At 70.5% G+C, this 17,304-nt stretch carries 16 protein-coding genes; 6 read left to right on the top strand and 10 right to left on the bottom strand.

All coding sequences use genetic code 11. The features are described 5' to 3' along the window. Positions 1-52: 52 nt before the first annotated feature. The 5 genes from V8J39_RS08970 to folK form a co-directional block, all read right to left on the bottom strand. A complete protein-coding gene (locus V8J39_RS08970) occupies positions 53-805 on the bottom strand; it encodes a pyridoxine 5'-phosphate synthase (protein WP_336460547.1) in 753 nt (250 codons plus the stop codon). Between the two features lie 110 nt (positions 806-915). After that, on the bottom strand, positions 916-1,587 hold the full coding sequence (locus V8J39_RS08965; RefSeq protein WP_336460546.1) for a DUF2062 domain-containing protein: 672 nt from the start codon (positions 1,585-1,587) through the stop codon (positions 916-918). Between the two features lie 22 nt (positions 1,588-1,609). Then, the gene (locus V8J39_RS08960; RefSeq protein ID WP_336460545.1) at positions 1,610-3,727 is read right to left on the bottom strand and encodes a RelA/SpoT family protein; all 2,118 of its coding nucleotides are present in this window, start codon (positions 3,725-3,727) and stop codon (positions 1,610-1,612) included. Between the two features lie 59 nt (positions 3,728-3,786). Then, positions 3,787-4,149: a DNA-directed RNA polymerase subunit omega gene (gene rpoZ / locus V8J39_RS08955; RefSeq protein WP_336460544.1), complete on the bottom strand. Its 363-nt coding sequence runs from the start codon at positions 4,147-4,149 to the stop codon at positions 3,787-3,789. Between the two features lie 92 nt (positions 4,150-4,241). Then, complete coding sequence (gene folK, locus V8J39_RS08950) at positions 4,242-4,856, bottom strand: 2-amino-4-hydroxy-6-hydroxymethyldihydropteridine diphosphokinase (RefSeq protein WP_336460543.1); 615 nt, start codon at positions 4,854-4,856, stop codon at positions 4,242-4,244. 120 nt (positions 4,857-4,976) lie between these two features. Between folK and V8J39_RS08945 the strand changes: the two genes are divergently transcribed. The 3 genes from V8J39_RS08945 (at position 4,977) to V8J39_RS08935 (ending at position 7,041) form a co-directional block, all read left to right on the top strand. Then, the gene (locus V8J39_RS08945) at positions 4,977-5,552 is read left to right on the top strand and encodes a LabA-like NYN domain-containing protein (protein WP_336460542.1); all 576 of its coding nucleotides are present in this window, start codon (positions 4,977-4,979) and stop codon (positions 5,550-5,552) included. A 78-nt stretch (positions 5,553-5,630) separates the two neighbouring features. After that, positions 5,631-6,581, top strand: a complete 951-nt coding sequence (ispH, locus tag V8J39_RS08940; RefSeq protein WP_336460541.1) for a 4-hydroxy-3-methylbut-2-enyl diphosphate reductase — start codon at positions 5,631-5,633, stop codon at positions 6,579-6,581. A 4-nt stretch (positions 6,582-6,585) separates the two neighbouring features. Beyond that, positions 6,586-7,041, top strand: a complete 456-nt coding sequence (locus V8J39_RS08935) for an NUDIX hydrolase (protein WP_336460540.1) — start codon at positions 6,586-6,588, stop codon at positions 7,039-7,041. On the opposite strand, the gene V8J39_RS08930 is transcribed toward V8J39_RS08935, so the two are convergent. Continuing rightward, positions 7,008-7,883 (bottom strand): 3-hydroxybutyryl-CoA dehydrogenase, encoded by an 876-nt coding sequence (locus V8J39_RS08930; RefSeq protein ID WP_336460539.1) that lies wholly within the window; start codon positions 7,881-7,883, stop codon positions 7,008-7,010. The two genes, V8J39_RS08935 and V8J39_RS08930, sit on opposite strands and share 34 nt — an antisense overlap. A 242-nt stretch (positions 7,884-8,125) precedes the next feature. Between V8J39_RS08930 and V8J39_RS08925 the strand changes: the two genes are divergently transcribed. The 3 genes from V8J39_RS08925 to fabI are packed head-to-tail and all read left to right on the top strand — an operon-like array spanning position 8,126 to position 11,534. Beyond that, complete coding sequence (locus tag V8J39_RS08925; RefSeq protein ID WP_442902589.1) at positions 8,126-9,571, top strand: bifunctional enoyl-CoA hydratase/phosphate acetyltransferase; 1,446 nt, start codon at positions 8,126-8,128, stop codon at positions 9,569-9,571. Positions 9,572-9,573: 2 nt separating this feature from the next. Then, a complete protein-coding gene (locus V8J39_RS08920; protein ID WP_336460537.1) occupies positions 9,574-10,758 on the top strand; it encodes an acetate/propionate family kinase in 1,185 nt (394 codons plus the stop codon). Then, positions 10,755-11,534 (top strand): enoyl-ACP reductase FabI, encoded by a 780-nt coding sequence (gene fabI / locus V8J39_RS08915; RefSeq protein ID WP_336460536.1) that lies wholly within the window; start codon positions 10,755-10,757, stop codon positions 11,532-11,534. The genes V8J39_RS08920 and fabI overlap by 4 nt, the downstream gene beginning before the upstream one ends. A gap of 4 nt (positions 11,535-11,538) precedes the next feature. Here fabI and moaB read toward each other — a convergent pair whose 3' ends face one another. From moaB to V8J39_RS08895, 4 genes are all read right to left on the bottom strand, one after another. Further along, positions 11,539-12,081: a molybdenum cofactor biosynthesis protein B gene (moaB, locus tag V8J39_RS08910; protein ID WP_336460535.1), complete on the bottom strand. Its 543-nt coding sequence runs from the start codon at positions 12,079-12,081 to the stop codon at positions 11,539-11,541. After that, the gene (locus V8J39_RS08905; RefSeq protein ID WP_336460534.1) at positions 12,078-12,902 is read right to left on the bottom strand and encodes a uracil-DNA glycosylase; all 825 of its coding nucleotides are present in this window, start codon (positions 12,900-12,902) and stop codon (positions 12,078-12,080) included. Before V8J39_RS08905 ends, moaB begins: the two co-directional genes overlap by 4 nt. Before the next feature lie 26 nt (positions 12,903-12,928). Then, positions 12,929-13,699: a CPBP family intramembrane glutamic endopeptidase gene (locus tag V8J39_RS08900; protein WP_336460533.1), complete on the bottom strand. Its 771-nt coding sequence runs from the start codon at positions 13,697-13,699 to the stop codon at positions 12,929-12,931. Between the two features lie 353 nt (positions 13,700-14,052). Then, entirely contained in the window at positions 14,053-17,208 is a 3,156-nt protein-coding gene (locus V8J39_RS08895; protein ID WP_336460532.1) for a valine--tRNA ligase, read from the bottom strand. Positions 17,209-17,304: the final 96 nt, after the last annotated feature.

The following is a 17,304-nucleotide window of genomic DNA, read 5'->3' as shown; positions in this document are numbered from 1 at the left end:
CCCCCCCCCCTCCGCGCCCCGACGTCGTCGCTGGCTCCGGTCCCCGAAGCTCTCAGCCGCGTGCCGCGTCCATCAGCCGGCGCATCTCGCCGATCGAGGCCGGCAGCCCGCGGAAGATCGCCTCGCCGATCAGGAAGTGGCCGATGTTCAGCTCCATCACCTCGGGGAAGGCCGCGACCGGACCGACGGTGTCGTAGGTCAGCCCGTGGCCCGCATGGACCTCGAGCCCCAGCGAATGGGCGAAGGCCGACATCTCGCGCAGCCGCTCGAGCTCCGCGTCGCGCGCGGCGATCGCGCCCTCGGCATGGTGGTCGCAATAGGCGCCGGTGTGCAGCTCGACCACCGCGGCGCCGATCCGGGCCGCGGCCTCGATCTGGGCGGCGTCGGCGGCGATGAAGATCGACACCCGGCAGCCGGCATCGCGCAGCGGCGCGATGAAATGCGCAAGCCGGTTCTCCTCGCGCGCGACCTCGAGCCCGCCCTCGGTCGTGCGCTCCTCGCGCTTTTCGGGGACGATGCAGACCGCGTGCGGCCGGTGGCGCAGCGCGATCGCCTGCATCTCGTCGGTCGCGGCCATCTCGAAGTTCAGCGGCACCGACAGCGCCTCGGCCAGCCGCTCGATGTCGCGGTCCGAGATGTGGCGGCGATCCTCGCGCAGGTGGGCGGTGATGCCGTCGGCGCCGGCCTCCTCGGCCAGTTTCGCGGCGCGCACCGGGTCGGGATAGGCCGAGCCGCGGGCGTTCCTGACCGTGGCGACGTGGTCGATGTTGACGCCGAGCCTGAGCCGGCCGAGCGGAGCGGTCATGACGAAACCTCCGGGATCTTCTGACGTCGCGTGCCGTGACGCCCCTTCGCGTGACGGCGCGCAGACTAGACCCGGGCGGGGCCGGGCAAAAGGCCGCGATTGTATCCCGGTCAATCCGCGGGCGGCGGCGCGGGCAGGGCGGTGCCGGCCTCGGCGCGGCCGCGGGCGGCGGCGCGCAGCTTCTCGGCGCGGTCGCGCAGCTTCTTGATCCGGCGCTTCTGGTAGGCGGCGATGACCGGCAGCGTCATGTAGTGGCCGGCCACCGCGGCGATCAGCCCCAGCACGCAGCCGCCGATCATGTAGGGCAGGAAGACGTTGTCGTAGAACAGCGACAGCCCCGACCAGTGCATCGGCTCGCCGGCGAAGAGCGCCTTGAAGTTGTCCCACAGGTCGTGCGTCGCGCGCGAGAAGGCCGCGACCAGCCGGTGGAAGCGCATCTCGGCATCGATGCCCAGGATCCAGCCGCCAAGCCTCATCGAGGCATAGGCGATGAAGGGGAAGGTCACCGGGTTGCCGACGAAGGTCCCCACCAGCGCGGCCAGCACGTTGCCGCCGACGATCCAGGCAAGGACGCCGCCGCCGAAGAAATGCGCCCCGAAGAGCGGCGTGAACGAGATGAAGATGCCCGCCGCCACGCCGCGGGCGATGCGGTGCGGCTGGTCGGGCAGGCGGCGCAGGCGATACCAGGTGTAGGTCGCCGCGCGCAGCCAGCCGCCACGCGGATAGACCGTGTCCTGCACTTTCTGGACATAGCTTTTCGGAATGCGGCGTCTGAAAACCATGTCTGTCCCGGGACTTCCACCGTTAGGGTCTGCGGGCGAGATCGCGCCAGCGCTCGACCTGCGCCACGTCGCTTTCCGCCTCGAGCGCGGTCAGGATCATGTGCAGATGTTCGACATCGCGCAGATCGGTCTCGACCACCAGCCGGAAGAAGTCCGACTTGCGGTCGACGAAATGCAGGTCGGAGATATTCGCGCGCTGCTGGCCGATCAAGGTGCAGATCCGGCCCAGCACGCCCGCGTCGTTCGCGATCGTGAGGTTGAGCGAGACCGTGTGCACCGCCGGGTGGCGCCCGGGCTTCCAGTGCAGGTCGATCCAGCGGTCGGGCTGGTCCTCGAACTCGGCGAGGGCGGGGCAGTCGATCGCGTGCACGATCGGGCCCTGGCCGCGATAGGTGATGCCGACGATGCGCTCGCCCGGCAGCGGCTGGCAGCAGTTCGCCCGCCGGTAGGGCTGGTCGGGCGCGAGGCCGGCGATCGGGCGCTGGGCGTCGACCTCCTCGGTCTGGCGGGTCGCGAGTTCGGGGTAGATCGCGCCGATCACCTCGCGGGCGCTGATCTCGGACGAGCCGATCCGCGCCAGCACCTCGTATTCGTCGGCCAGGCCCAGAGTCTTCGCCGCGGTGCGCAGGGCCTTGTCGGTCAGCTTGCGGCCGACATGTTCGAAGGCGACGCGCGCCAGCTCGTGCCCGAGCTTGACGAAGCGTTCGCGGTCATCCTCGCGCAGGCTCTTGCGGATGGCGGCCTTGGCGCGCCCCGTGACCACGATGTCGAGCCAGGTCGCCTGCGGGCGCTGGCCGGCGGCGGTGATGATCTCGACCGACTGGCCGTTGCGCAGCCGGGTCCAGAGCGGCACCCGGATGCCGTCGACCTTGGCGCCGACGCAGGAATTGCCGATCCGGGTGTGGATCGCATAGGCGAAGTCCAGCGGCGTGCCGCCCTTGGGCAGCTGGATCACGTCGCCCTTCGGCGTGAAGCAGAACACCTGGTCGGTGTACATCTCGAGCTTCACGTTCTCGAGGAATTCGTCGTGGTCGCCCTCGTCGAACCGGTCGGTGATCGCCTTGATCCACTTCGCCGGATCGACGGCGAAGGGGTTCTTCGCCAGCTTGCCGTCGCGATAGGACCAGTGCGCCGCGACGCCGGCCTCGGCGACCTCGTGCATCTGGCGGGTGCGGATCTGCACCTCGACCCGCTTGCCGTCGCGCCCCGACACCGTGGTGTGGATCGAGCGGTAGCCGTTGGCCTTGGGCTGGCTGATGTAGTCCTTGAACCGCCCCGGCACCGCGCGCCAGCGCGTGTGCACCGCGCCCAGCACGCGGTAGCAGTCGGCCTCGGACCGGGTGATCACGCGGAAGCCGTAGATGTCGGACAGGCGCGAGAAGGCGAGGCTTTTCTCCTGCATCTTGCGCCAGATCGAATAGGGCTTCTTGGCGCGGCCGAAGACGTCGGCCTCGATCGCGGCCTTCTCCAGCTCCAGCCGGATGTCGCCCGAGATCTTGGCGATCGCGTCGCCCGATTCGCGCTGCAGCATCAGGAAGCGGCGGATGATCGAGTTGCGCGCCTCGGGGTTCAGGACCTTGAACGACAGGTCCTCAAGCTCTTCGCGCATCCACTGCATGCCCATCCGGCCGGCGAGCGGCGCGAAGATGTCCATGGTCTCGCGCGCCTTCTGCGCCTGCTTCTCGGGGCGCATCGACTTGATCGTGCGCATGTTGTGCAGCCGGTCGGCAAGCTTGACCAGGATCACCCGCAGGTCCTTGGACATCGCCATGAACAGCTTGCGGAAGTTCTCGGCCTGCTTGGTCTCGGACGAGGACAGCTGCAGGTTCGTCAGCTTGGTGACGCCGTCGACCATCTCGGCGATGTCCTCGCCGAAGGTGCCCGCGATCTCGGTCCACGAGGCGCGGGTGTCCTCGATCGTGTCGTGCAGCAGCGCCGTGACGATGGTGGCATCGTCCAGCTGCATCTCGGTCAGGATCGCGGCGACCGCGACGGGATGGGTGAAATAGGGCTCGCCGGACTGACGCATCTGGCCGTCGTGCATCCGCAGGCCATAGTCGTAGGCCCGGCGGATCAGGTCGGCGTCGGTTCGGGGATTGTAGTTGCGGACCAGTGCGATCAGGTCTTCGACGTCGATCATCTGGGCCCCGCGTTCCGCGCGCCCGGGCTCGGCCGGACGCGCCCGCTCCTTGGCGGTCGTCACTCCTGCCCTTGCGCTTCCATCAGCTGGCGCAGCAGGCGCTCTTCGTCCATGTCGTCGGCGACCGGGCGGTCGACCTCGACCGGGCCGCCGCCCATCAGCAGCGACATCGAATCCTCTTCGGGTTCGTCGACCTCGATCTGGGTCTGGTAGCTGGCGATCATGCGCTCGCGCAGGTCGTCGGCACCTTGGGTCTCTTCCGCGATCTCGCGCAGGCTGCAGACCGGGTTCTTGTCGTTGTCCCGGTCGATCGTCAGCGACGAGCCGGACGCGATCTCACGGGCCCGGTGCGCGGCGAGCATCACCAGCTCAAACCGGTTCGGAACCTTGTCGACGCAGTCTTCTACCGTCACGCGAGCCATAAGCTTCTCCTGTCGGGGCGGGGAGATGAGATCGCGTATGTAAGGGTTTCGCGGCCTCTTGACAAGCAGGTTCCCCAGCCATGGTCCCGGGCTCAGCCCGCGGCCGCGGCCAGCGGCGCCATCCCCGCCAGCGCCGCGGGGGGCAGGGCGGCCAGCATCTCGGCCACGGTGCGGCCCGAAACCGGGTCGCGCCAGCCCGACGCGATCTCGGCCAGGGGCGCGAGCACGAAGCCGCGCTCGGCCAGGCGCGGATGCGGCAGGATCAGCTGCGACGGCGTCTCCGTCCGCTGTGATTCGGGGGGCAGGCTGCGCCAGTGCGCCTGCGTCGCGGCATCGGGCAGCACCAGATCGCCCCAGCCGAGCAGATCGAGATCCACCGCTCGCGCCGCCCAGCGCGCGTGGCGCACCCGGCCCAGCCGCGCCTCGATCGCGTGCAGCTCGGCCAGCAGGGCCGCCGCGGCCGCGGCCGAAGGCCGGCCCTTCATCGTCACCAGTGCGGCGGCGTTCACGAAATCGGGACCGCTGCCCGCCGGAACGGCCGGCGTGCGCCAGAATCTGCTCACCGCGCGCAGCATTCCCCTGTCTGACAAGAGCCGCAGCGCCGCGCGCAGGCTCTGTGCCGGGTCGCCCGCGGGCCCGTCGAGATTGGCCCCTAGCGCGATCGGCGCGAATCCGCCATCATCCTCTCGCATTGCGTCTTGCGACATCCGAACTTACCTCTATTTTCAAGTTTCGTTTCGCAGTTCACGTTTTTATCGGTACCGTTCCACCCGCGGTGCTCAACCGCTCCCTCGCGTGGCCGGCGAAGCGGTTTGAAAGGGATATAAATGTTTTACAAGGACGAACGGCTTGCGCTGTTCATCGATGGCTCGAACCTCTACGCCGCGGCGAAGGCGCTCGGGTTCGACATCGATTACAAGCTGCTGCGCCAAGAGTTCATGCGCAGGGGCAAGCTGCTGCGCGCCTTCTACTACACGGCCCTGCTCGAGAACGACGAATATTCGCCGATCCGGCCGCTGGTGGACTGGCTGCATTACAACGGCTTCACGATGGTGACGAAGCCCGCGAAGGAATACACCGACAGCCAGGGCCGACGTAAGGTCAAGGGCAACATGGATATCGAGCTGACCGTGGACGCGATGGAGCTTGCGCCGCGGGTCGATCATATCGTGCTGTTCTCGGGCGACGGCGACTTCCGGCCGCTGGTGGAAAGCCTGCAGCGCCAGGGCGTGCGCGTCTCGATCGTCTCGACGATCCGGTCGCAGCCGCCGATGATCGCGGACGAGCTGCGCCGCCAGGCCGACAACTTCATCGAGCTTGACGAGCTGCGCGACGTCATCGGCCGCCCCCCGCGCGAGGATCGCGTGTCGACGGCGCGCGACGAGCAGCACGCCGCCCAGTAGCGCCGCGCCCCGGCCGCGCTGGACCTGACACGGGGAAGGCCCTAGATCGGGCCTGCCCACCAGGAGGAGCATCCTTCGATGACCAGACCCGCCCTGACGCTGTATCTCGCCGCCCCGCGCGGCTTCTGCGCCGGCGTCGACCGCGCCATCAAGATCGTCGAGATGGCGCTCGAGAAGTTCGGGGCGCCGGTCTACGTGCGGCACGAGATCGTGCACAACCGCTTCGTCGTCGATGGGCTGCGCGCCAAGGGCGCGGTCTTCGTCGAAGAGCTTGACGACTGTCCCGACGACCGCCCGGTGATCTTCTCGGCCCACGGCGTGCCGAAGGCGATCCCGGCCGAGGCGGCGCGGCGCGAGATGATCCATGTCGACGCGACCTGCCCGCTGGTGACCAAGGTCCACAACGAGGCCGCGCGGCACCACGAGAACGGCCTGCAGCTGGTGATGATCGGCCATGCCGGCCACCCCGAGACGCTGGGCACGATGGGCCAGCTGCCCGAGGGCGAGGTGCTGCTGGTCGAGACCGTCGCCGACGTGGCCACCCTTGCCCCGCGCGACGCGGGCAAGCTTGCCTTCATCACCCAGACCACGCTGTCGGTCGACGACACCGCCGGCATCGTCGCGGCGCTGAAGGCACGCTTCCCCGCGATCCTCGGCCCCGCGCGCGAGGACATCTGCTATGCCACCACCAACCGGCAGGCCGCGGTGAAGGCGATCGCGCCGAAGATCGACGCGCTGCTGGTGATCGGCGCGCCGAATTCGTCGAACTCGCGCCGGCTGGTCGAGGTCGGCTCGGCGGCGGGCTGCGGCTATTCGCAGCTCGTGCAGCGCGCGGGCGACATCGACTGGCGCGCGCTGGGCGCGATCGGCTCGGTCGGGGTGACCGCCGGGGCCTCGGCCCCCGAGGTGCTGGTGAACGAGGTCATCGACGCCTTCCGCGCCCGGTTCGACGTCACCGTCGAGATCGTCGAGACCGCGCAGGAGACCGTCGAGTTCAAGGTTCCGCGCAGCCTGCGCGAGCCGGCGTGACATCGTGGTGTTGCCGGGCTGGGACGGCAGCGACTTCTCGGGGGCGAAGCTCGTGCTTCTGGGCCCCGACGGACGGCTGCTGATCTACATGCGCGACAACCACCGGCACATCCCCTGGCCGGGCCACTGGGACCTGCCGGGCGGCGGGCGCGAGGGCGACGAGACCCCGATCGCCTGCGCGCTGCGCGAGCTGCACGAGGAATTCGGCATCGCGCTGTGGCTGGGGCGGATCGTCTGGCACCACCTGCGCCGCGCGAGCCCGCTGCCGGGGCACTATTTCGGCGCCCGCATCACCGCGACCGAGATCGAGCGCATCCGCTTCGGCGACGAGGGGCAATCCTGGCGGATGCGCCCCGTCGGCGACTACCTGCGCGACGCGAACACGATCCCGCACCAGCTGGCGATCGTGCGCGCCTTCGCCGATCATCAGCGCGTCGGGACCGGCGCCTCGCCGCGATAGTCGTAGAAGCCGCGCCCGGTCTTGCGGCCAAGCCAGCCGGCCTCGACATACTTGGTCAGCAGCGGGCAGGGGCGGTACTTGGTGTCCGCCAGCCCGTCGTGCAGCACGTTCATGATCGCAAGGCAGGTGTCGAGGCCGATGAAATCGGCCAGTTCCAGCGGCCCCATCGGGTGGTTCGCGCCCAGCTTCATCGATTCGTCGATCGACTTCACGTTCCCCACGCCCTCGTAGAGCGTGTAGACCGCCTCGTTGATCATCGGCATCAGGATGCGGTTGACGATGAAAGCGGGGAAATCCTCGGCCGAGGCGGCGGTCTTGCCCAGCTTCGCCACCACGCCGTGCAGCGTGTCGTAGGTGTCCTTGTCGGTCGCGATGCCGCGGATCAGCTCGACCAGCTGCATCACCGGCACCGGGTTCATGAAGTGGAAGCCCATGAACTTCTCGGGTCGGTCGGTGCGGCTCGCAAGCCGCGTGATCGAGATCGACGAGGTGTTCGAGGTCAGGATCGTCGAGGGCTTCAGATGCGGCACCAGGTCTTCGAAGATCGCGACCTTCACCGTCTCGCGCTCGGTCGCGGCTTCGATCACCAGGTCGGTCTGGCCCAGCTCGGTCAGCGTCAGCGTGGTCTTGATCCGCGCCAGCGCCCCGGATTTCTCGTCGGGCGAGATCTTGCCGCGCGACACCTGGCGGTCGAGGTTCTTCTCGATCGTCGCCAGCGCCTTGTCGAGGCTGTCGCGCGAGATGTCGTTGATCAGGACGTCGAAGCCCGCAAGGGCGAAGACATGCGCGATGCCGTTGCCCATCTGGCCCGCACCCACGATGCCAACCGACTGAATCTCCATCACGCGCTCCTGCCGTCTGTCCGTTCGGCGCGACTCTAGCAGGTGCGGGCGTCGCGACAAGCCGCATGGCCGGCGCTGCGGTGCGGCGCACCGCCGATCGCCCGGCCCGGTCGCAACGTCATGACCGCAGGCGGCGCTGGGAAGATGCGCCGGAGGTACATGTTGCTGCGGCTGCGAAATCGGCGAGGCTGGGGCGGGGCGGCAGGGTGGCCGCCCGTGGGGGAGGGCGTGCGATGCAGGCGATGCCGGCGGCGACGGGCGAGGCCGCGCTGATCGAGAACCGCACCTTCGACGAGATCGCGCCCGGCGATCATGCCGAGATGACGCGCGCGGTCACCGCCGACGACATCGAGCTGTTCGCCATCGTCTCGGGCGACGTGAACCCCGCGCATCTGGATGCCGACTACGCCGCGGGCGACGTGTTCCATCGCGTGATCGCGCACGGGATGTTCGGGGCGGGGCTGATCTCGGCGGTGCTGGGCACGCGTCTGCCGGGGCCGGGGACGATCTACCTGTCGCAAGAGCTGCGGTTCCGCGCCCCCGTCGGCATCGGCGACGTGATCACGGCCGCGGTCACCGTGGTCGGCAAGGAGGTGGCGACGGGAACCGTGACGCTCGACTGCCGCTGCACCGACGCGGCCGGCCGGGTGGTGATCGAGGGGCGGGCGAAGGTGCTTGCGCCCCGCACCAAGGTGTCGCGCCCGCGGGTCGAGCTGCGCGAGGTGCAGCTCGGGCGCCGCGCCCGCTTCGACCAGCTGATGGCGCGCGCGACCGGTGGCGGCGCGCCGGCGCCGATCGCCATCGCCCATCCCTGCGACGGCCATTCGATCCGCGCCGCGGTCGAGGCGGCGGCGGCCGGGCTGATCGCGCCGCTGCTGGTCGGGCCCGCGGCCAGGATCCGCGCGGCGGCCGAGGCCGCGGGCGCCGACATCGCCGCCTTCGAGATCGTCGAGGCCCCGCATTCCGAGGCCGCCGCCGCCCGTGCCGTGGCGCTGGTGCGCGAAGGGCGGGCGGACTTCCTGATGAAGGGCTCGCTGCATACCGACGAGCTGCTGCGCGCGGTGCTGGCGCCCGAGGGGCTGCGCACGGGGCGGCGGCTGAGCCATGTCTATCTGATGGACGTGCCGCGCTATCCCAAGCCGCTGCTGGTCACCGATGCGGCCGTCAACATCGCCCCCGACCTCGCCGCCAAGCGCGACATCGTCCAGAACGCCATCGACCTTGCCCATGTGATGGGACTGGCCCGGCCGAAGGTGGCGATCCTGTCGGCGGTCGAGACGGTCAACCCCGACATCCCCTCGACCCTCGACGCGGCGGCGCTGTGCAAGATGGCCGACCGTGGCCAGATCTCGGGTGCGCTGGTCGACGGGCCGCTGGCCTTCGACAATGCCGTCAGCCCGAAGGCCGCGGCCGACAAGGGCATCACCTCGGCCGTGGCGGGGGAGGCCGACATCCTGATGGTGCCGGATCTCGAGTCGGGCAACATGCTGGCCAAGCAGCTGACCTTCCTTGCCGGGGCCGAGGCGGCGGGCGTCGTGCTGGGCGCGCGGGTGCCGATCGTGCTGACCTCGCGCGCCGACAGCGACCGCGCCCGGCTTGCCTCCTGCGCCGTCGCAGTGCTGGTCGCCCGCGCGCGCGCCGGCACCGGCGCCGGCACCCACGCTGGCACCCGCGCGGGCGGGGCCTGACGATGGCCGCGGCGGTCCTGGCCATCAACGCCGGCTCTTCCAGCCTGAAGTTCGCGCTGTACCGCGACGTGGCCGGCCGGGCCGAACTGCGGCTGCGCGGCCGGGTCGAGCGGATCCCCGCCGCGCCGGCCTTCCGGGTCGAGACCGCCGCCGGAGAGACCGTCGAGACCGGCGACTGGACCGGCGAGCACGACTTCGGCCGCCTGCTCGCCCGTGTGCTTGCCTGGTGCGAGGCGCATCTGGGCGGCGACAGGCTCGAGGCCGCGGGGCACCGGGTCGTGCACGGCGGCGCCGCGCACGCCGGCTCCGAGCCGGTGACGCCCCGGCTGATGGAGGCGCTGGCCGCGCTGAGCCCGCTCGCGCCGCTGCACCAGCCCCACAACCTCGCCCCGATCCGCGCGATCGCGGCGCTGCGCCCGGGCCTGCCGCAGGTCGCCTGCTTCGACACCGCCTTCCACCGCACCGTGCCCGATCTGGTCACCCGCTTCGCGCTGCCGCGGCGGTTTCACGACCGGGGGCTGCGGCGCTACGGCTTTCACGGCCTGTCCTTCGAATGGATCGCGCGGCGGCTGGCCGAGACCGAGCCCGCGCTGGCCCGCGGCCGGGTGGTCGTCGCGCATCTGGGAAACGGCGCCAGCCTCTGCGCGATGGTCGACGGGCGCAGCCGCGACATGACCACCGGGTTCTCGGCGACCGAGGGGCTGATGATGGCCACCCGGTCGGGCCAGATCGACCCGGGTGCCGTGCTGCACCTGATCCGCGGCTTCGGGATGACGCCCGAGGCGGTGGACACCCTGCTGAACTGCCAGTCGGGGCTGCTTGGCGTATCGGGGGTGGCCTCGGACATGCGCGAGCTTCTGGCAAGCCCGGCACCCGAGGCGCGCGAGGCGATCGATCTGTTCGTGCACCGGGTGCTGCGCTGCACCGGCGAGATGGCGGCGAGCATGGGCGGGATCGACGGCTTCGTCTTCACCGGCGGCATCGGCGAACACGCGGCCCCGATCCGCGCCGCGGTGGCCGAGGGGCTGGGCTGGCTTGGCGCCCGCATCGCGCCCTCGGCGAATGCCGCCGGGGCGCGGGTGCTGGATGCCGATCCCGTGCCGGGGCTGGCGCTGCGCCGGATCGCGACCGACGAAGAGGCGATGATCGCCACCCACACCCTCGACCTGATCGGAGCAGCCCCATGACGGATCCGCGCCTGAATTCGCTCGCCGGCAAGCGCGGGCTGGTGATCGGCATCGCCAACGACCTGTCGATCGCGGCCGGCTGCGCGCGCGCCTTCGCCGATGCCGGCGCCGCGCTGGCGGTGACCCATCTCGACGACCGCGCCCTGCCGCACGTGCGCCCGGTGGCCGAGGCGCTGGGCGCCCGGATCCTGATGCCCTGCGACCTGCGGATCGAAGGCCAGCTCGAGGCCGTGTTCGACCGCGTCGCCGCCGAGTGGGGCGGGCTCGACTTCGTGCTGCATTCCGTGGCCTTCGCCCCGCGCGCGGACCTGCACGGCCGGGTCGTCGACTGCTCGGCCCCGGGGTTCGGGCTGGCGATGGATGTCTCGTGCCATTCGTTCCTGCGCTGCGCGAAGCTGGCCGAGCCGCTGATGGCGCAGGGCGGCTGCCTGCTGACCGTCAGCTTCCAGGGCGCGGACCGGGTGGTCGAGCATTACAACCTGATGGGCCCGGTGAAGGCGGCGCTGGAAAGCGCCGTGCGCTATGCCGCGGCCGAGCTGGGGCCGAAAGGGATCCGCGCCCATGCGCTGTCGCCGGGGCCGATGAAGACCCGCGCGGCAAGCGGGATCGACCGGTTCGACGCGCTTCTCGACGCCGCCGCCGCCCGCGCGCCGCTGCACCACCTGGTCGAGCCCGAGGACGTGGGCGCGCTGGCCTGCTTTCTCGTGTCGGACATGGCGCGGCGCATCACCGGGACGGTGATCCCGATCGACGGCGGCCAGCACCTGATGGGCTAGCGCGTCACTTGCGCCGCTGGTGTTCGTCCAGCCGCGGCAAGATCTCGACGAAGTTGCAGGGCCGGTGGCGGTAGTCGAGCTGCCTGGCCAGGATCTCGTCCCAGGCGTCGCGGCAGGCCCCGGGAGAGCCGGGCAGGGCGAAGAGGTAGGTGCCGCCGGCCACGCCGCCGGTCGCGCGGCTCTGGACCGCCGAGGTGCCGATCTTCTGCATCGAGACGATGGTGAAGACGGTGGCGAAGGCCTCGATCTCCTTTTCGTAGACGTCGCGATGCGCCTCGACGGTGACGTCGCGGCCGGTGAGGCCGGTGCCGCCGGTGGACAGGATCACGTCGATCTGCGGGTCGGCGATCCATGCGCGCAGCCGGTCGGCGATCGCGCCGCGGTCGTCGGGCAGGATCGCGCGCGCGGCAAGGGCGTGGCCGGCGCCGGTCAGGCGTTCGACCAGCGTGTCGCCGGATCGGTCGTCGGCCGCGGTGCGGGTGTCCGACACGGTCAGCACGGCGATGCGCACCGGCAGGAAATCTCGGCTCTCGTCGATGCGGCTCATGCCTGCTCCAGTCTTGCCTTCAGGGCCAGCAGGTCGGCCCAGGCCTCGCGCTTGGCGGCGGGGGTGCGCAGCAGGTAGGACGGGTGGGTCATCGGCAGCACCGGCTTGCCCCAGGCCTCGGCCCAGGTGCCGCGCGCCGCAAGGATCCCGGTGCGCCCCAGCACCGCCTGCATCGGCGTGTTGCCCATCACCACCAGCACGTCGGGATCGGCCAGCCGCACATGCGCCTCGACGAAGGGGCGCATCATCGCGACCTCGGAGGGTTCGGGCGTGCGGTTGCCCGGCGGCCGCCAGGGCAGCACGTTGGCGATATAGAGCGCGCCCTCGGCCGCCGGCGCGTCGCGCGACAGGCCGATGGCGGCGAACATCCGGTCGAGAAGCTGGCCCGCGCGGCCGACGAAGGGCTTGCCCTGCAGGTCCTCGTCGCGGCCCGGCGCCTCGCCCAGGACCATCACCCGCGCGCCGGCGCGGCCATCCGAGAAGACGAAGTTGCGCGCGCCGCGCTTCAGCTCGCAATGCTCGAACGCCTCGAGCGCCTGCGCCAGCGCCTCGAGCGTGGCGAGGCCGGCGACGGCGCGGGCGGCCTCGGCGGCGGTATCGACCTCGACGGGCTTCGGCGGCGGCGGCGGGCGGCGCTTGGGCTCGATCTGCGCCAGCCCGGGCGCGGCCGCCGCGGCCTCGGCCCGGCGCGCCTGCGCCTCGGCGGCATGGGCGTAGCGGTCGACCGGCGTCTCGCCCACGGCCTCGGTCACGCCCATGTCGCGCTGCCACTCCAGCAGCGCGGCGAGGGCGTGGGAATCGAGGTGGTCGATATCGAACATGGGCGCGAGGTTACGGCGATCCGGCGTCAGGCGGAAGGGCCGGCACCGATGCGGCGGTTCAGCCCGCGCATGAGGAACAGCGCGTAAAGGAACAGCGGCGCCACGAACAGCGCGGGCGTCAGCTGCGCGGCAAGCGACATCCGCGCGACCTCGGCCGGGTCGATGTCGCCCTGCGCCAGCGTCGCCATGAAGGCCGCGAAGTTCCACAGCGCATGCAGCGCGATGCAAAGCGTGAGCGAGCCGGTGCGGATCCTGAGCGCGATGAACAGGAAGCCCGAGAGCGAGGCCGCGAGCGCCTGCATCAGTGCCGCGGTCAGCGAGCCGGTGATGAAGGCGTTGAGGATGTGGACCGAGCCGAAGAGCAGCGTCACCGCGATCACCGCGGGCCAGGGCGAGAGCCTGCGGCGCAGCCCGGCGAAGAGCACGCCGCGGAACATCAGCTCTTCCGACAGGCCGACGAGCAGGACGTTCAGCGCGACGAAGGTGATCTGGCGGGCGGGCGGCAGTCCGGCCGAGACGCCGATCGCGAAGATCGCCACGATGTAGATCAGCGGCAGCCACAGCAGGCGCAGGTGGCGCAGCGCCGGGGCGCGGAACCCGAGGTCGCCGAAATCGACCAGCCGGGTGACGAGCAGCAGGAACAGCGGCGCCAGCACCAGCTGCAGCGCGATGCCCTCGGTCACCATGGCCGAGATCGGCGTCGGCTCGCCCGGATCGGGGCCGGCGAGCAGCATCACCAGCAGCCAGGCGAGGAAGGTGAGCAGCGCCAGCAGCGGGCCGCCGCGCAGGCGCGTCATGGCCGGACCCCGGTGCGGGCCATGAGGCAGGCGCAGGCGCAGGCGCAGGCACAGGTGCAGGCGCGGGCGGGGCGGGCGAGGGTCGGTGTCATGTCAGCTGCCGGATGAGAGGGTCCGCACAGGTAAGGCGCGAGACAGGCGGGGGTTCCCGCCGATCGCGCGGGGGCGGGGGAGCGGGTGGGGACGGGCAAGGGAGCGGGCCCGTGACAGGTCGCCAGACGGACTGTGAAAGCGGGGCGTGAGAACGGGGAGCGGGGACGGTGAGCGGGGAGGGGGGCGCTGCCCCCCGCCGCGCGTGCCGCGCGCCCCCCGGGATATTTCCGCCAAGGCGAAAGGGGGGCGCGCCGGCGGCGTCAGCCGATGTCGGCGAGGCGGGCGAGGGCCGCGCGGATGCGCGCGGCTTCCTCGTCGCCCTGGGCCAGCTTCTCGCGGGTCTCGTCGATCACCTCGGGGGCGGCATTGGCGACGAACTTCGGATTGCCGAGCCGGTTGCGCAGGCCGTTCAGGTCCTTGTCGAGCTTCTCGACCGCCTTGGTCAGGCGCGCCTTCTCGGCCGCGACGTCGATCACGCCCTCGAGCGGCAGCGCGAAGGTCGCGCCCTCGCAGGCGATGGTGATCGAGCCCTTGGGCATGGCGGCTTCGGTCAGGCTGTCGATGCGCGCGAGGCGCAGGATCAGCGGCTCGTTCGTGGACCAGGCGGCGCGGGCCTCGGGCGTGGCCTCCACCAGCACCATCGGCAGCTTCAGCCCCACCGGCACGCCCATCTCGGCCCGGGCCGAGCGCACCTGCTCGATGAGCGAGATCACCCAGTTCATCTCGCGGTCGGCCGCCGGATCGAGAAGCGCCGCGGTGCCGTAGGTCGGCCAGTCGGCATGGACCAGCGACTTTTCGCGGGTGCCGGTCATCGCCCAGAGCTCTTCGGTGATGAAGGGCATCACCGGGTGGCAGAGCAGGTAGCACTGGTCGAGCACCCAGGCCATGGTCGCCCGCGTCTCGTCGGCCTCGGGCCCGTCGAAGAGCGGCTTGGCGAATTCGACGTACCAGTCGCAGACCTTGCCCCAGACGAAGGCGTATAGCGCGTTCGCGGCATCGTTGAAGCGGTAGGCGGTCAGCGCCTCGTCCACCGTCTCGCGCACGCGGGCGGTCTCGCCGATGATCCAGCGGTTCACCGTGTGGGCGGGCTGCGGGATGCCCTCGGGCCGCGCGGCCGCGAAGACGCCGTTCATCTCGGCGAAGCGGGTGGCGTTCCAGATCTTGGTGGTGAAGTTGCGATAGCCCGCGATGCGGTCCTTCGACAGCTTCAGGTCGCGCCCCATCGCCGCCATCGCGGTCAGGGTGAAGCGCACGGCGTCGGCGCCGTAATCGTCGATCAGGTCCAGCGGGTCGAGCACGTTGCCGAGCGATTTCGACATCTTCTTGCCCTTCTCGTCGCGGACGAGGGCATGGACATAGACGGTGTGGAACGGCACCTGGTCGACCACGGCCAGCTGCATCATCATCATCCGGGCGACCCAGAAGAAGATGATGTCGAAGCCCGTGACCAGCACGTCGGTCGGGAAGTACTTCCGCAGTTCGGGCGTCGGTTCGGGCCAGCCCAGCGTGCCGATCGGCCACAGACCCGACGAGAACCAGGTGTCGAGCACGTCGGGGTCGCGCCAGACCGGGAACACGAGCGCGGTCGGGTCCTGGCTGACGTTGTACTCCGCAAGGCTCGCGGCCAGCGCCGTGATCGCGGCGGGCTTGTCGGCCACCTCGACGATGCGGGCATGGCTGAGCGGCGCGGGGATGTCGGCGATGGAATCGCGGAAGCGCTCGGTCACCGACTCCAGATCGGCGGCGCAGGCCATGACCTCGCCCCGGTGCAGCATGCCGCCGGCGTTCAACAGCCGGCCCAGTTCGACCTCGTCCAGCGCGCCGTCGCCCTCGTCGTCGCGGAAGGCCGCGTCGCCGAGGTCGAGCCCGTACCAGACCGGGATCTGGTGACCCCACCACAGCTGGCGCGAGATGCACCACGGCTCGATGTTCTCGAGCCAGTGGAAATAGGTCTTGGCGTCGCGCTCGGGCAGGATGCGGGTATAGCCGGCGGCGGGGTCGAAGGTGCCCGCTTCCTGCGCGGCCATGCCCTGGCGCACGGCGTCGAGCGCGGGGCCCACGATCTTCTGGGTGTCGACGAACCACTGGTCGGTCAGCATGGGCTCGATGACGACCTTCGAGCGGTCGCCGAAGGGCTGCATGATCTTCTTGCTCTCGACCAGCGCCACCGTCTCGGTGACCGTCTCGCCGGTCTCCTTGTCGGTGCGGGTGACCGCGTGCGTCACCGCCAGCCCCTCGGCCGTGATCTGCTCGACCACCAGCTTGCGGGCCTCCATCCGGTCGAGGCCGCGCATCTCGTCGGGCACGAGGTTCAGCGTGTCGACCTCGGCCCCGTCGAAGGCGGCGCCGTTCGCGATCTCCTGCGCGCGGGCCGCGGCCTCGGCATAGGGGGCGCCGTCGGCGCGCATCGCGGCCTTGGTGTCCATCAGCCGGTACATCGGGATGCCGTTGCGGCTGGCGACGCCGTAGTCGTTGAAGTCATGCGCGCCGGTGATCTTCACCGCGCCCGAACCGAAGGTCGGATCGGGGTATTCGTCGGTGATGATCGGGATCAGGCGGCGGTGCTCTTTCGGGCCCACCGGGATCTCGCAGAGTTTTCCCACGATCGAGGCATAGCGCTCGTCCGAGGTGTGGACCGCCACCGCGCCGTCGCCCAGCATCGTCTCGGGCCGCGTGGTCGCGATCGAGATGTAGTCGCGGGTCTCGCGCAGCGTGACGTTCCCGTCCGCGTCCTTCTCGACGTATTCGTAGGTCTCGCCACCCGCGAGCGGGTATTTGAAGTGCCACATGTGGCCGTCGACTTCGAGGTTCTCGACCTCGAGATCCGAGATCGCGGTCTCGAAATGGGGGTCCCAGTTCACCAGCCGCTTGCCGCGGTAGATCAGGCCTTTGGCGTAAAGCTCGACGAAGACCTTGATGACGGCGTCATGGAAGTTGCCGTCCTCGCCCGCCGGCGCGCCGGGGGCGCCCGACATGGTGAAGGCGTTGCGCGACCAGTCGCAGGACGCGCCGAGCCGCTTCAGCTGCTCGATGATGCGGTTGCCCGATTGCGACTTCCATTCCCAGACCTTGCCCAGGAAGGCCTCGCGGCCCATGTCGCGCCGGCCGGGCTGCTGGCTTTTCGCCAGCTCGCGTTCCACGACCATCTGGGTGGCGATGCCGGCGTGGTCCTGCCCGGGCTGCCACAGCGTGTCGAAGCCGCGCATCCGGTGCCAGCGCACGAGGATGTCCTGCAGCGTGTTGTTGAACGCATGGCCCATGTGCAGCGAACCGGTGACGTTCGGCGGCGGGATCATGATGGTGAAGGTCTCGGGGCGCGAGGCGTTGGCGCCTGCGACGAAGGCGCCCTCACGCTCCCAGGCGGCATAGAGCCGCGGCTCGGCCTCGGCGGCGTTGAAGGTCTTTTCCATCGGCATCGGCTTGGTCCCCGCGCTGTTCCGCTGGGCTATCTAACGGCGTGGGGGCCGAAGGAAAAGGCCGCACGGGCGAGCGTGCGGCCTTTAAAGGCAAGT

This window comes from Frigidibacter sp. MR17.24, assembly GCF_037095655.1.
Classification (GTDB): domain Bacteria; phylum Pseudomonadota; class Alphaproteobacteria; order Rhodobacterales; family Rhodobacteraceae; genus Frigidibacter.
The sequence above is the reverse complement of the archived record's forward strand: the minus strand, read 5'-3'. Positions and strand labels throughout refer to the sequence as shown.